Raw genomic sequence first — 14,805 nt, 5'->3', positions numbered from 1 at the left:
CTCAGGCCTCCTCGTATTCGGACAGGGGCACGCAGCTGCAGAACAGGTTGCGATCGCCGTAGACGTTGTCGACGCGGCCCACCGGCGCCCAGTACTTCTGGCGGCGCAGCGAGGGCAGCGGGAAGGCGGCGACTTCGCGGCTGTAGCCGTGCGTCCACTCGGTGGCGCTGACGACCATGGACGTGTGCGGGGCGTTGACCAGCGGGTTGTCGTCGCGCTTCAGCTTGCCGGACTCGACATCGGCGATCTCGTGACGGATCTGGATCATCGCGTCGATGAACCGGTCCAGTTCAGCGCGGCTCTCGCTCTCGGTCGGCTCGACCATCAGCGTGCCGGCAACCGGGAAGCTGAGCGTGGGCGCATGGAAGCCGTAGTCGATGAGGCGCTTGGCGACGTCCTCGGCGCCGACGCCGGAGGTTTCCTTCAGCGGGCGCAGGTCCAGGATGCATTCATGGGCCACGCCGCCGCCCTTGATGCCGTCGATCTCGCCGCTGAAGTGGATGTCGTAGTGGTCCGACAGCCGTGCGGCGACGTAGTTGGCCGACAGGATGGCGACCTCGGTGGCCTTCTTCAGGCCCTCGGCGCCCATCATGCGGATGTACATCCACGAGATCGGCAGCACGGCCGCGTTGCCGAGCGGCGCGGCGCTCACGGCGCCGATGTTGGTCGCCTTGCCGAGACCCGCGGTGCGATGCGCCGGCAGGAAGGGCACGAGGTCTTCCACCACGCAGACCGGGCCGACGCCGGGGCCGCCACCGCCGTGCGGGATGCAGAAGGTCTTGTGCAGGTTCAGGTGGCTGACGTCGCCACCGAACTGACCGGGCGCGGCAATGCCGACCAGCGCGTTCATGTTGGCGCCGTCCACGTAGACGCGGCCACCATGCGAGCGCACGAGCTGGCAGATCTCCTTCACGTGCGTGTCGAACACGCCATACGTGGAGGGGTAGGTGATCATGATGGCGGCCAGCTTGTCTGCATGCTGTTCGCACTTGGCCTTCAAGTCGACGAGGTCGATGTTGCCTTCCTTGTCGCACTTCGTGACGACGACCTGCATGCCAACCATCTGCGCGGACGCCGGGTTGGTGCCGTGGGCGCTCTCGGGGATCAGGCAGACCGTGCGCTGGTGGTCACCACGCGACTCGTGCCAGGCCTTGATGGCCAGCAGTCCGGCGTACTCGCCCTGCGAGCCGGCGTTGGGCTGCAGGCTGATGCCGGCATAGCCGGTGCACTCGCTCAGCCAGTTCTGCAGCAACTGGTCCAACTCGGTGTAGCCGGCCAGCTGGTCCTGCGGCGCGAAGGGGTGGACGCCCGCGAACTCCGGCCAGGTGATGGGGATCATCTCGGCCGTGGCGTTGAGCTTCATCGTGCACGAGCCCAGCGGGATCATGCTGCGGTCCAGCGCCAGGTCTTTGTCCGACAGGCTGCGGATGTAGCGCAGCATCTCAGTTTCGCTGTGGTGGGTGTTGAAGACCGGGTGGGTCAGGTAGGCGCTGCTGCGGCGCAACTGTGTGGGGATCAGGCTCTCCACGCCGCCGGCGAACTCGTCGACCTGGGGCCGGGTCGCGCCTGCGGGGGCGAGCCAGCGCCAGATGGCCTCGATGTCGGCGCGCGAGCTCGTCTCGTCCAGCGCGATGCTGACGTGCTTGTCGCTGTGCTTGCGCAGGTTGGCGCCCTCCGCCACGGCCTTGGCCAGCACGGTGGCGGCATCGCACTCGACCAACAGCGTGTCGAACACATGCGGCGTCACCACCTTGACGCCCATGCGCGTCAGGCCGGCGTGCAGGATGGCCGTGTAGCTGGCCACGCGCTCGGCGATGCGCTTGAGGCCCTGCGGGCCGTGATAGACCGCGTACATGCTGGCCACGACGGCCGGGAGCACCTGCGCCGTGCAGATGTTGGAGGTGGCCTTCTCGCGGCGGATGTGCTGCTCGCGCGTCTGCAGCGCCAGGCGCATGGCCGGGTGGCCTTGGGCGTCCTTGCTGACGCCGACCAGGCGGCCCGGCATCGAGCGCTTGAACTCGTCACGGCAAGCCATGAAGGCCGCATGCGGGCCGCCGCAGCCCATCGGCATGCCGAAGCGCTGCGTGTTGCCGACGACGATGTCGGCGCCGAACTCGCCGGGCGAGACCAGCAGCGTCAGTGCGAGCAGGTCGGTGCAGACGATGAACGCGGCCTGCTTGGCATGTGCCTGCTCAGTGAAAACCTTCAGGTCGTGGATGAGACCGGCGGTGCTCGGGTACTGACAGACGACGGCGAAGTAGTCGTTCTCGGCCATCAGCGTCGGTGCCATGCCGACCTTCACCTCGATACCCAGCGGTGCGCAGCGGGTCTGGATGACCTCGATGGTCTGCGGGTGCACGTCGCCGGCGACGATCAGCGTGTTGCTCTTGCTCTTGACGCCGCGCTTGGCCAGCGTCACGGCCTCGGCGGCCGAGGTGGCCTCGTCCAGCATCGAGCCGTTGGCGATGTCCATGCCGGTGAGGTCGGTCACCATGGTCTGGAAGTTGATCAGCGCTTCCATGCGCCCCTGCGAGATCTCGGCCTGGTAGGGCGTATAGGCCGTGTACCAGGCGGGGTTCTCGAGGATGTTGCGCAGGATGACGCCGGGCGTGTGCGTGCCGTAGTAGCCCTGGCCGATGAAGCTCTTGTAGACCTTGTTCTTGCCGGCGATGAGCTTCAACTCGGCCAGTGCGCCCGCCTCGGTGATGGGCGGGGGCAGCTTCATGCCGCCGGTGGCGCTGTGCTCGCGGCGGATGGATTTGGGCACCACGGCGTCGATCAGCGCGGTCCGGCTGGCCACGCCGACCGCTGCGCACATCAGGGATTCATCGACGGCATCCGGCCCGATGTGGCGGGCGTGGAATTCGGAGGCGTCTTCGAGTTGGGAGAGCGGCGTCGGCATGGCAGGTCTTTGGGCAAAGAGAGAACCAGATGCAACCACAGAGGCACAGAGACACAGAGACACAGAGAACTCATCTCTGCCTTGCTCCGTGCCTCCGTGGTTGCATTTACTGAGCTGGGGCGTACTACAGCGTCTTCAGCAGGGCGTCGTAGGCGGTCGAGTCCATCAACGCGTCGAGCTGGCTGGGATTGCTCAGCTTGACCTTGAAGAACCAGCCAGCCTTGAGCGGGTCGGTGTTGGCCAGGGCCGGGTCGTCGCGCAGGGCTTCGTTCACCTCGACGACCTCGCCGTCTACCGGCATGTAGACGTCGGCCGCGGCCTTGACGGATTCGACGACGCCGGCGACTTCCTTCTCGGCGTAGGTCTTGCCCACTTCGGGCAGGTCCACGAAGACCACGTCGCCGAGCGCATCCTGCGCGTGGACGGTGATGCCGACGGTGGCCGTGCCATCGCCATGCACGTCAAGCCATTCGTGGTCGGGGGTGTATTTGATGGACATGCTCAGCCTCTGTAGTAGCGGTTGGGGGTGAAGGGGGTAGCGGAAACGACCATGGGCGTGCGCTTGTCGCGCACGATGGCGAAGACTTCGGTGCCGATGGCAGCATGCGGCGTGCCGACATAGGCCAGGGCGACCGGCTGGTTGACCGTGGGGCCGAGGGTGCCGCTGGTGACGATGCCGATCTCGGTGCCGTCGGCTGTCACGATCTTGGCGCCCTCGCGGACCGGCATGCGTTCCTTGCCGATGAGGCCGACGCGCTTGCGGCTCGGCCCTTTGGCGAGTTGCTCGTCGATGACGGCAGCACCCGGATAGCCGCCGGCACGCGCGCCACCAGCGCGGCGCACCTTCTGGATGGCCCAGGTGATGGCCGCTTCGACCGGCGTGGTCGTCTCATTGATGTCGTGGCCGTACAGGCACAGGCCGGCTTCCAGGCGCAGCGAGTCGCGCGCGCCCAGGCCGATGGGCTTGACCTCGGCGTGGCTCAGCAGCTTGCGGGCCAGGGCGACGGCGGCGTCCTGGTGGACCGAGATCTCGAAACCGTCCTCGCCGGTGTAGCCGGAGCGGGTCAGGAAGGTGTCGATGCCGTCGAGCGCGAAGAAGCCGCCGGTCATGAAGGTCAGCTTGGCGACCTCGGGGTTCAGGCGGCTCAGCACGTCCACCGCCTGCGGGCCCTGCAGCGCCAGCAGCGCGCGCTCGGGGACAGGGATGACTTGGCAGCGCGAGCCGATGTGCTGCTGCATGTGAGCAATGTCCTGCGCCTTGCAACCGGCGTTGACCACGACGAACAAGTCGTCGGGCCGCCTGCAGACCATCAGGTCATCCAGCAGGCCGCCTTGCTCATTGGTGAACAGGGCATAGCGCTGCTTGAACTCACCCAGGTCGACGATGTCGACGGGCACCAGGGTTTCCAGCGCTGCGGCGGCATCGGCGCCGACCAGGCGCACCTGGCCCATGTGCGACACATCGAACAGGCCGGCAGCAGCACGTGTGTGCTTGTGCTCGGCCATCACGCCGGCCGGGTATTGCACCGGCATGTCGTAGCCGGCGAAGGGCACCATCTTGGCGCCGAGTTCGACGTGGAGGGCGTGAAGAGGTGTCTGCAGCAAAGAGGACATCAAGTGCTCCGATGGGTCGGGTTTGGATGTCCTCGCTGTCCGGGGTACCTGAGAGATTGACAAGGCGGTTTGCAGTCCCGCGCAAGCTTGCCCCTTCGGTGGACGGGCTCGGCGGCCCGCCTCTCTCCAGTGAGGAACGCGCCGAGTGTCTGTCACCCGTCGCGTCTTGTCAGTCCTTCTGCCTGAGCGTTTGAGTCTGACGACCCTGCGCCTTCGGCGGCCCCCAACTTCACCGGGGCGCTCTCCTGAACGGGGCGGATTCTAGCGGTCAGTCGCCATGCCCATGGGCGGTTTCCAGCGCCTCGCTGTCGATGGGCATGGTCTTGCCGTCCGCGCCCTCGAAGAACATCGGCTTGCGCGCCTTGGCCACTGGCGCCAGCTGGTTCATCGTCGCGGCATCGAACAGCCGGCCGTTCTGCATGACCTGCACGACGCGGTCGCTCTGGCGGATGTCGGCCAGCGGGTTGCCGTCGATGACCACCAGGTCGGCCAGCTTGCCCGGTTCGATGGAGCCCAGGTCCTTGGCCATGCCGAAGTTGCGCGCCGGGTTGATCGTGGCGGTGCGCAGGGCCTCATGCGGCGTCATGCCACCCATGACGAACATCCACATCTCCCAGTGAGCGCCCAGACCCTCGCGCTGGCCGTGGGCGCCGATCATCGTGTTGACACCGGCACGGGACAGGACCGTCGCGGTGCGGGCCACGCGCAGGATGTTGAAGTCCTCCTCGGGCGCGGTTTCCCGGCGCACGGCGCGCGGCTCCAGCACCGTGCGGGGGACATAACGGCTCAGCAGCGGATGCTTCCAGACCTCGGTGCGGGCATACCAGTAGTGCTCGCCGTCCAGGCCGCCGTAGCCCACGTTGAGCGTCGGCGTGTAGCCGACAGCCGCCTGGCTCCAGAGCTGCTTGACGTCGTCCCACACGTCGGCCACGGGCAGCGAATGTTCCACCGTCGTGTGGCCGTCGATGATCATGCTCATGTTGAGCTGGAACAGCGAGCCGCCCTCGGGCACGACCATCATGCCGGTCTGGCGCGCGGCCTCAAGCACCTGCTGGCGCTGGTCGCGGCGCGGCTGCTGGTAGCTCTTGACGCTGATCGCGCCTTCGGCCTTCTGGCGGTTCAGGTGGGTCAGCGCGTCGTCCAGGCTGTTAACGTTGGAATACGACGGCGTGCGCGCGCCGTAGAGAACGTTGCCGGTCGAGTAGATGCGCGGCGCCAGCACCAGCCCGGCGCGCTGCATCTCGGCCTGGGTGAAGATGGCCGCGTTCTGATTGCTGGGGTCATGCAGCGTCGTCACGCCGAAGGCCAGCGATGCGAGATTGATCCAGCTCTGCTGCGGGATCAGTCCCGCATCGCTCATCGCGCCGTGCCAGTGGGCGTCGATGAAGCCCGGCACGATGGTCTTGCCGCCGGCATCGATGCGTTTGGCATCCGCCGGGATGGCGATGTCCTTGCCGACGGCCGCGATGCGGTTGCCGTCGACGATGACGGTGCCGCCTTCGATGACCTCGTCACCCTTCATCGTCACGATGCGCGCGCCAGTCAGCGCGATCTTGCCGTTCGGCTTGTCGCTGGCCTGCTCGAAACCGATCTTCTGCGCCGTGGCCTTCTCCTTGCCCTCGGCCTTGGCCGTGAACAGCTCGTCGCCCAGCGTGAAATGCAGCTTGCTGCTGTCGCCGCTCCAGTGCAGGGCGGCGCCAGCGTTGGGGGCCAGCTGGCGCACCGGCAGCGCGTCCATCTTGGCGCCCACGGTGATGACCTTGCCGGACTGACCTTGCACCGCCGGCAGCGGCGTCACATAAGCGTGGAAGCGCTCCACGAAGCCCAGCCACTGGCCATCGGGTGACACGGTGTATTCAGAAGCCGCATCGCTGCGCGCCACCTCCGTCTCAGTGCGGTCGCGCAGGTTCAGGCGCGTCAGCGCGAAGCGCTGCTCGACCTCGCTGGGGCTGCTGGTCTTGGTGAAGAACAGCTCGTCGCTGCGGGCCGCGAAATGAGCGCCGCTGCCTTCCTTGCTGATCCGTTCCGGCTTGCCCGAGCCGTCGGCGGCCGCCAGGTAGAGGCCGGTGTCCAGGCTGTGCCAGGGGCTGGTCAAGCCGCCGCCCTTGACTTTGCGGTAGACGACCTGCCGGCCGTCCGGCGACAGGCGAGGCTCCAGGTATTTGCCGGGCTCCTTGACGAGGACGGTCTCTTTGCCCGACGCCATGTCCAGGCGGCGCACCGTGCCCTGCGTGTCGTCGCGCCAGGTGGCAAAGACGATGGTCTTGCCGTCGCGCGCCCAGTGCGGGGCGAACTCGAAGGTCTCGGCCTGCTTCGTCAGCCGGCGCGGCGAACCGTCCGGCAAATCCTTCACATAGAGCGAACCCAGCGCCGAGTACACGACACGCTTGCCGTCCGGCGACACCTGGGCGCCGCGCAGCTGGTGCACGGCGAACTTGTCCGGCGCCACCTGCTGGGCATAGCGCATTGGCTCGCGCATTTCGCGCGTGTCCTTCACGTGGAAGGGAATCTCCGCGGCCGTGCCCTTGAATGGGTCGACGCGCCAGATGCGGCCCTCGGCCCAGACGACGATCTCCTTGCTGTTGGGCATCCAGGCAAAGCTGGGATACACGCCCCACATCGCCCAGATCTCCTGCAGGTCGCGCGACAGGCCGCTCCAGGCGGGGCGTTCCGCGCCGGTCTGCAAGTCCTTCAGGAAGAGGGTGCTCTGGTTGCGCACGCGGCGCACGAAGGCGAGGTACTTGCCGTCCGGCGACGGGGTCGGCCGCACCGCGCCGCCCGGGCCTTGCACGAAGGGCTCGACAGAGCCATCGCTGAGATCCTGGCGGAAGATCTTGTAGATCTCGCCGTTGCTGTTCTTGTTGTACTCAAAGACGCGGCCGGGCGTCGTGTCCTGCGAGTAGTAGAGGTACTTGCCGTCCGGCGAAATGGCCGGCTCGCCGAGGTCCTTCTGCCAGTTGGGCTTTTCGTTGAGCTGCACGCCCTTGTTCTTGGCCGCGTCGCCATCGACGTGATACAGCCAGATCTCGCCCGAGCCCGCGCTGCGTGTGCCGGTGTAGTGCTTGCGCGCCAGCAGGTATTTGCCGCTCGGGTGCCAGGCCGGGTTGTTGAGCAGGCGGAAATCCTCCTTGGTCACGGCGCGGCTGCCGCTGCCGTCGACATTCATGATCCAGAGGTTGTCGCCGCCGCCGGCGTCGCTGAGGAAGGCGATCTGCGTGCCGTCGGGCGAGAAGCGCGCCTGGTGCTCCCAGGCGATGGAATGGGTCAGCGACTTGGCCTCGCCGCCGCCGATGGGCAGGGTGTAGAGGTCACCCAGCAGGTCGAAGACAAGGGTCTTGCCGTCGGGGCTGACGTCCACGCTCATCCAGGTGCCGGTCTTGACGTCGATGGTCGCCGTCCTGGCGACGCCGGGCGGGGCGTTGACGTTCCAGGCGGGCGCCTTGGCTGATTCTTTGGAGGCTTCTTTCGGCCCTTCCTGGGCATTTGCCGCCAGGGCGGCGGCCAGCAGCAGGGCGGGGGCGAGGGTCGGACGGCGCATGGACAAGGTTTCGGAAGACCAAAACCTTCGATGCTAACGAAGCCAGACTTGCCACGCTGGAGGTCAGGCCTCCTTCGGACTCAGGGCTTCCCCTGGGTCAGCCCAGCAGCCACCAGATCAGCAAGCCGCCAAAAATCAGCCATTGCAGGCCGTAGTAGGCGAAACGACTCCTGGCCTTGATGCGCTTGCCGAACAGCCGCACCTGCTGCACATAGGCAAACAGCTTGTTGATGCCGCCGGTGCGGTCGGTGTCCGAATTGGGCGCCGACGCGGCGCGGATCAGCGTGTGGCTGATGAAGTGGTTGAACCAGCGTGCCACCGGGTTGTTCAGCGGCCGCTCGATGTCGCAGAACAGGATGATGCGCATCATGTCCGACTGGTTCTCGGCGTAGTGCAGGTAGGTCTCGTCGAAGATGACACCCTCGCCATCGCGCCAGAAATAGCGCTCGCCGTCGACGGAGATGTAGCAGCTGTCGGCATTGGGCGTGACCAGGCCGAGGTGATAGCGCAGCGAGCCGGCGAACGGGTCGCGGTGCGTCACCAGCCGGCCGCCGGGCGGCAGGGCCGCGAACATGGCGGCCTTCACGGTCGGGATGCGCTGCAGCAGCCCCGTCGTCACCGGGCACAGCTCGCGGGCCGAGGAATGGGCCTCGTCGTACCACTTCAGGTGAAAGCGGGTCCAGCCGGTCTTGAAGAAGCTGTTGAAGCCGGCGTCGTTGTACTTGTCGCTCTTCTTGATCTCACCGGCTGCGGCCAGCTGATGCGCCTCGGCGCGGATGTCCTGCCAGTGCGCCTCCAGCAGCTTGAGCTCCGGAAACTCGGCCACTGGCAGATACGGCTTGGCCGGCAGCTTGGAGAACATGTACATCAGGCAGTTGATCGGCGCCATGAAGGTCGAGTGGTCCGTCAGCTGGCGGAAGAAGCGCAACCTCACCTTGCCGCGGAAATGCACATAGACCGTGCTCGCGATGAAGACCGCGACGATGCCGAGCTTGATGTAGGGAATGTCGTTCATCGTCAGTAAGTCAGCGCCCGTAAAAGTCGGCCTCGCCCGGCGGGCGCGACTTGAAGCGCTTGTGCAGCCAGAAGTATTGGTGCAATTGTCGGCGCGCCTGGGCTTCGATGACCGCGTTCATGCGCGTGGCGTCGGCCACCACGTCGGCGGTCGGGAAATTGTCGAGCGCCGGCTCGATGACCAGCGTGTAGCCATTGGCCTCGCGACGGGGGTAGCAGGGCAGCACCGCCGCCTTGGTCACCGCGGCCATGCGCGACAGCCCGCCGATGGTGGCCGCCTGCACGCCGAAGAAGGGCACGAAGACCGAGTCGCGGTGGCCGAAGTCCTGGTCGGGCAGGTAATACAGGCGGTAGCCGTCCTTCAACGCGCGCAGCGTCGGCCGCGTGCCCTGCTGGCGCGCAAAGATGATGCCGGTACCGAAGCGCAGCCGCTTGGCGCGGAAGAAAGCGTCCAGCCACGGGTCTTTCTGCACCGAGTAGATGCTGACCAGCGGCGTTTCCAGCGAGATGCGCAGGCCTGCCAGGTCCAACCCGGTGAAGTGCGGCATCATCAAGATCACATTGCGGCCGTCCAGCGCGCGCAGGTGCTCCAGGCCTTCGATGCGCATCAGGCGCTTGAGGCGCTCCTGCGATGCGAACCAGCAGTAGCCGTACTCCAGCAGCATCTGCACCATCGCGACGAAATGCTGGCGCAGCAGGCGTTTGCGCGCGGCAGGCGTCCAGTTCGGCAGCACCAGCGCAAGGTTGACCGTGCCGATATGCCGGCGCGACGAGGGCAGAGCGGCGAGCAGGCTGCCGATGACCCAGCCCAGCCCCGAGATGACGCGAAACGGCAGCCAGCTCAGCAGCCACACCAAGCCGACGAGCACGCGCAGCAGCAGCCTCACGCCCACGCGTCCACCTCAGTGAGAACCGTCCATGCCATCGTCCACGACCCCTTGCTCCAGGGCCGGCATCGTAGTGGCTGGGCTGCCGGCGTGCCGTCCCGGCATCGCGATTGCCGCCGTGGCAGGGCTTTGAAGACCACGAGCGGCCCCATGCCAGACGACCGAGACCCGAGCCCGCCATGAACCTCGCCCAATGGGCGCCCAACCTGCCGCGCGCCAGCGGCTGGACGCATGACGCCCGGTTGCTGGCCGACCCCTACCGCCATCTGTCGGTGCTGATGCTCGCGCGCGACACCGACGCGCTGCAGCTGCGCCTGATGGGCGAGCCGACGCTGTGCCTGGTCGGCGGCGAGGCGGTGGCCTTCTTCTACGACGACCGGCAGATCCGGCGCCACGGTGCGGCGCCCGAGCCGGTGCGCGCCACGCTTTTCGGCAAGGGCGGCGTGCAGGGACTGGACGACGCGCAACACCGCCACCGCAAGGCCTTGTTCACCGGCCTGCTGGGGCCGGGCGCCGTCGCGGCCCTGGTGGCACGGTGCGCCGCGAGTGGCTGCAAGCCCTGCAACGCTGGCAGCACTGCGAGGAAGTGCAGCTGTATGGCGCGCTGCAGGAGGTGCTGGCGGTGGCAGTGTGCGACTGGGCTGGCCTGCCGCTGGACCCCGGCGAGCGTGGCGTGCGAACGCGCGAGCTGGTGTCGCTGTTCGACGATGCGGCCCGGGGCGTCGGCGGGCATCTGCGTGCCCGGCTGCGCCGCCATCAGGCCGAGGCCTGGGCGCGCCGGCATATCGAGGCGGTGCGCGTGGGCGCACGGCGCCCTGCCGAGGACACCGTCCTGGCGCGTATCGCCCGGCATCCCGATGCCGACGGGCGCGAGCTGCCGCCAGCGATTGCGGCGGTGGAGCTGCTGAACGTGCTGCGGCCGGTGGTGGCCGTGTCGGTCTACCTGGTGTTCGTCGCCCATGCATTGCAGGGGCGTGCCGACTGGGCCGAGCGGCTGCGGGACGGCGCGCAAGGCAAGGAGGCCCTGCATTTCGTCCAGGAGGTTCGGCGGCACTACCCGTTCTTTCCGCTGCTTGCTGGGAGAACTCGCGCCGGCGCGCGCTGGCGCGGGGCCGCCATCCCGGCGGGCATGCGCGTCATCCTCGATGTCTACGGCACCAACCACAGCCGGCGCGACTGGGTCGAGCCCGATGTCTTCCTGCCCGAGCGCTGGGGCGCCTTTGCGCTCCAGACGCCGTCGGCCTTCGTGCCCCAAGGCGGCGGCCCGGCGGCGACCGGCCACCGCTGCCCCGGCGAGGACGTGGCGCTGCAGCTGATGCTGCTCTCGCTGGACATGTTCCTGCTGCGCATGCGCTACGAACCCGGCGAGCGCCGGCCGCCGCTTGACTTCAGCCGCCTGCCGGCCCTGCCCGAGGGCGGCCTGGTGATACGCCGGCCCGGCGCGATGCTGCGAAGCCCGCAGGTGCTGCGCGTCTAGCGAGGTGAGGGCGGTACCGGCAGGCGCTCGGGCCGGCCCGACAGGCGTTCGAACTCCTGCGGGTCGTGCGAGCAGAAGACCTGCACTTCCGGATGGCCGGCCGCAAAGCGGCGCAATCTCTCCTGGTTGGCCAGCCGCGTTTGGCGCGATTTCTCCATCAGCGTCTGGTACGCGCGCAGCCCCGGCGTGCACCAGGGGCGCTCCGCATCCATCTCACGATGATGGAAGTAGGCATCACCCGCCTGCAGCAGCCAGCGCCCTCCCATGTCGACCGCCACGCCCGCATGGCCGAAGGTGTGGCCAGGCAGCGGCACGAGCGCGATACCTGCGGGCAGGCCCTGGCCGGTGCAGACCTGGTCGAACCCGAACCACGCTTCGCCACCGCTGGCGCCGTGCAGCCGCCAGCGCGGGTGCGAACTCCATTGCTGCGGCCGGTAGCGCTGGCGGTCCAGCCACGTGGTCTGGCGGAAGGCCTCGTCGCGTTCACGTTGCAGCAGATGGATGGTGGTCTCGGGGAAGTCGTCGAGGCCACCGGCATGGTCGAAATCCAGATGCGTCAGCACGATATGGCGCACGTCGGCAGGCCGATAACCCAGCGCGGCGATCTGGTGCGCCGCCGTCATCTCCTGCCGAAAGTCGGGGCTGAGCAGGGCCAGGAAGAAGCCGCTGAGCCGCGCACGCGGGTTGGCCACGTCGCGTTGACCGAAGCCGGTGTCGACGAGCGCGAGGCCGTCCCGAGTTTCGACCAGCAGGCAATGGCAGCACAGGCTGCCGCGCGCCAGCACCGAGGGCGAACGCCCGTCCATCAGCCGGCCGCCGAGCGGACAGGACGAGACGCAGTTGAGATGGCGGGTTGCGAAATTCATGCGGCAAGAGCGGCGCGGGCGGTAAGTTCTACGCCTTCAAAATTTCAGAAGTAGCCGGCGTCCAGGCGCAGAGCTCGCCGCAGCTGCAGCGCCGTCTGCTGGCGCATGGCCGGTCGGGCCTCGCGGCCGATCTGCAGGCTGTGGGGCCCGGCCCAAAGCGTGATTGGTTCGCCGTCGCGCGCCTGAATGCGCACCATCGACACGGGCCAGCTGATGCGCTGCAGCCGGGTGCCGCATTGCTGCTCGATGTGCAGCATGCCGTCCTCGCCCAGGCGCAGGGTCTCGCCATCGAGTGCGTGCCTTGCATAGCTGCAAAGCGCTGCAGCGAGTACGACGATGTTGAGCAGCGCAAAAAGCACCACCCACCACATGCCCTGCGCCGCCGCGGCCAGCGACACCCCCAGCAGGGCGAGCGCCGGCACGCTCGCGGCAAGCAGCGCCTGGCACGGCGTCAAGGAACAGTTGCGCCGCAGCTGCCAGCTCGTGGTCGTCGGTGTCATGGTGCTCAGCCGATCACGCGGGTCGCGCTCTCGTCCAGCTTGGGCGGTGTTGCGAAGGTATGGAAGGGCGCGGGCGACGGCACTTCCCACTCCAGCCCTTCGGCGCCTTCCCAGGGCTTCTGCGGTGCCGGCGCACCGCGCTTGCGCAGCACGGGCAGCACGATCAACAGGGCGAAATAGGCCTGCGCCAGGCCGAAGGCAAAGGCCGCCACCGAGGCCAGCATGTTGAAGTCGGCGAACTGCAGGGGATAGTCGGCATAGCGACGCGGCATGCCGGCCAGGCCGAGGAAGTGCATCGGGAAGAAGGCGACGTTGAAGCTGACCATGGAGACCCAGAAATGGATCTTTCCGCGCAGCTCGTCATACATGACGCCCGACCATTTCGGTGCCCAGTAGTAGAAGCCGGCGAACAGCGCGAACAGCGAGCCGGCGACCAGCACGTAGTGGAAATGCGCGACGACGTAATAGGTGTCGTGCACCTGGATGTCGACGGGCGCGACCGACAGGATGATGCCGCTGAAGCCGCCGATGGTGAAGACGAAGATGAAGCCGACCGCGAACAACATCGGCGTCTCGAAGCTCATCGAGCCCTGCCACATCGTCGCGATCCAGTTGAAGACCTTCACGCCTGTCGGCACGGCGATCAGCATGGTGGCGTACATGAAGAACAGCTGGCCGGTGACCGGCATGCCGGTGGCGAACATGTGGTGCGCCCAGACGATGAACGACAGCACGGCGATGGCCGCGATGGCATAGACCATCGACGTGTAGCCAAACAGGCGCTTGCGTGCGAACGCGGGCACCACGTGGCTGACGATGCCGAACGCCGGCAGGATCATGATGTAGACCTCCGGGTGGCCGAAGAACCAGAAGATGTGCTGGAACAGCACCGGGTCGCCGCCGCCGGCCGGGTTGAAGAACGCGGTGCCGAAATGCCGGTCGGTCAGCGTCATCGTGATGGCGCCTGCAAGCACCGGCATCACCGCGATCAGCAGATAGGCGGTGATCAGCCAGCCCCAGCAGAACATCGGCATCTTCAACAGCGTCATGCCGGGCGCGCGCATGTTGAGGATGGTCACGATGATGTTGATGGCGCCCATGATGGAGCTGGCGCCGAGCAGGTGCAGCGAGAAGATCGCCAAGTCCATGCTGGCCGGCATCTGGTAGGTCAGCGGCGCGTAGATCGTCCAACCCGAGGCCGGCGCGCCGCCTGGCATGAAGAAGCCGGCCACAAGAATGATGGCCGCCGGAATCGTCAGCCAGAAGCTGAAGTTGTTCATGCGCGCAAAGGCCATGTCTGACGCGCCGATCAGCAGCGGCACCATCCAGTTAGCAAAGCCGACGAAGGCCGGCATGATGGCGCCGAACACCATGATCAGGCCGTGCATGGTCACCATGCTGGTTGTAGAGATGCGGGTTGACGAACTGCAGCCCCGGCTGGAACAACTCGGCGCGGATCAGCAGGGCCAGCACGCCGCCGACGAGGAACATCGCGAAGCTGAACAGCAGGTAGAGCGTGCCGATGTCCTTGTGATTGGTGGCGAACACCCAGCGCCGCCAGCCGTGCGGCGTGTCGTGGTGTTCATCGTGCGTGGCGCCCGCGTGGGGCGCGGCGATGGTGCTGCTCATGTCGGGCTCCTCGGCCGGCTATTTGGGTGTGGCGCCGGCCGGCAATCCAGATGCCATTCAGCCGCCGCCGATGCCGGCGATCACCTTGCCGCTGCCTGCGCAGTTCGGGCACACGCCACCACTGTCAGCGCGGCCGCTGCCGCCGCAGTCGGGGCAGGGCGCTTCACCGGTGCCGGGTGTGCCAGCCGGCGCTTCGTCCCCGGGTGCGGGGTCAGCGGCGGGCGATGGCGTGGGGGCGTCTGGCATGTCGGGCTCCTTGGCATTCGCGTGAGGCGGTGTGAGGTGCGAGCAAATCCGGCGCCCGGTGGTGCGCCCGGTAGTGCGCCCGGTAGTGCGCCCGGTAGTGCGCTCTGTTGTGCACCCGTTCGGGTGCCTCGT

At 67.4% G+C, this 14,805-nt stretch carries 10 protein-coding genes, 1 pseudogene and 2 riboswitches; of the genes and pseudogenes, 1 reads left to right on the top strand and 10 read right to left on the bottom strand.

The genetic code is table 11. From position 1 onward, the window contains the following. Position 1: 1 nt before the first annotated feature. The 6 genes from gcvP to ASC81_RS20675 form a co-directional block, all read right to left on the bottom strand. Positions 2 to 2,902 carry an aminomethyl-transferring glycine dehydrogenase gene (gene gcvP / locus ASC81_RS20700; protein WP_056271317.1) on the bottom strand — a complete coding sequence of 967 codons (2,901 nt, stop codon included), beginning with the start codon at positions 2,900 to 2,902 and terminating at the stop codon, positions 2 to 4. Between the two features lie 124 nt (positions 2,903 to 3,026). Beyond that, positions 3,027 to 3,401, bottom strand: a complete 375-nt coding sequence (gene gcvH / locus ASC81_RS20695) for a glycine cleavage system protein GcvH (RefSeq protein WP_056197006.1) — start codon at positions 3,399 to 3,401, stop codon at positions 3,027 to 3,029. Between the two features lie 2 nt (positions 3,402 to 3,403). Then, a complete protein-coding gene (gene gcvT / locus ASC81_RS20690) occupies positions 3,404 to 4,516 on the bottom strand; it encodes a glycine cleavage system aminomethyltransferase GcvT (RefSeq protein ID WP_056271315.1) in 1,113 nt (370 codons plus the stop codon). 25 nt (positions 4,517 to 4,541) lie between these two features. Next, positions 4,542 to 4,656: riboswitch (glycine riboswitch) on the bottom strand. A gap of 20 nt (positions 4,657 to 4,676) precedes the next feature. Further along, a riboswitch (glycine riboswitch) is annotated at positions 4,677 to 4,774 on the bottom strand. Between the two features lie 10 nt (positions 4,775 to 4,784). Then, positions 4,785 to 8,054, bottom strand: coding sequence for an amidohydrolase family protein (locus ASC81_RS20685; protein WP_056271312.1), 3,270 nt, complete (start codon positions 8,052 to 8,054; stop codon positions 4,785 to 4,787). A 97-nt stretch (positions 8,055 to 8,151) separates the two neighbouring features. Continuing rightward, positions 8,152 to 9,069 (bottom strand): aspartyl/asparaginyl beta-hydroxylase domain-containing protein, encoded by a 918-nt coding sequence (locus ASC81_RS20680; RefSeq protein ID WP_235533719.1) that lies wholly within the window; start codon positions 9,067 to 9,069, stop codon positions 8,152 to 8,154. A 10-nt stretch (positions 9,070 to 9,079) separates the two neighbouring features. Beyond that, positions 9,080 to 9,955: a lipid A biosynthesis acyltransferase gene (locus ASC81_RS20675; protein WP_162245942.1), complete on the bottom strand. Its 876-nt coding sequence runs from the start codon at positions 9,953 to 9,955 to the stop codon at positions 9,080 to 9,082. 535 nt (positions 9,956 to 10,490) lie between these two features. Here ASC81_RS20675 and ASC81_RS20665 point away from each other — a divergent pair. Then, positions 10,491 to 11,432, top strand: coding sequence for a cytochrome P450 (locus tag ASC81_RS20665; protein ID WP_056271302.1), 942 nt, complete (start codon positions 10,491 to 10,493; stop codon positions 11,430 to 11,432). On the opposite strand, the gene ASC81_RS20660 is transcribed toward ASC81_RS20665, so the two are convergent. From ASC81_RS20660 to ASC81_RS20645, 4 genes and pseudogenes are all read right to left on the bottom strand, one after another. Next, positions 11,429 to 12,298 carry an MBL fold metallo-hydrolase gene (locus tag ASC81_RS20660; protein ID WP_056271299.1) on the bottom strand — a complete coding sequence of 290 codons (870 nt, stop codon included), beginning with the start codon at positions 12,296 to 12,298 and terminating at the stop codon, positions 11,429 to 11,431. The two genes, ASC81_RS20665 and ASC81_RS20660, sit on opposite strands and share 4 nt — an antisense overlap. 44 nt (positions 12,299 to 12,342) lie before the next feature. Then, positions 12,343 to 12,798, bottom strand: a complete 456-nt coding sequence (locus tag ASC81_RS20655; RefSeq protein WP_056271296.1) for a DUF2244 domain-containing protein — start codon at positions 12,796 to 12,798, stop codon at positions 12,343 to 12,345. Between the two features lie 5 nt (positions 12,799 to 12,803). Beyond that, positions 12,804 to 14,427 (bottom strand): annotated as a pseudogene (gene ctaD / locus ASC81_RS20650) (cytochrome c oxidase subunit I). Between the two features lie 57 nt (positions 14,428 to 14,484). Next, the gene (locus tag ASC81_RS20645) at positions 14,485 to 14,673 is read right to left on the bottom strand and encodes a hypothetical protein (RefSeq protein ID WP_056271294.1); all 189 of its coding nucleotides are present in this window, start codon (positions 14,671 to 14,673) and stop codon (positions 14,485 to 14,487) included. Between the last annotated feature and the right edge of the window lie 132 nt (positions 14,674 to 14,805).

This window comes from Pelomonas sp. Root405 (assembly GCF_001425165.1).
In the GTDB taxonomy this organism is placed as follows: domain Bacteria; phylum Pseudomonadota; class Gammaproteobacteria; order Burkholderiales; family Burkholderiaceae_C; genus Pelomonas.
Note: the sequence above shows the minus strand (reverse complement) of the source record. Positions and strands in the feature narration are given on the sequence as shown.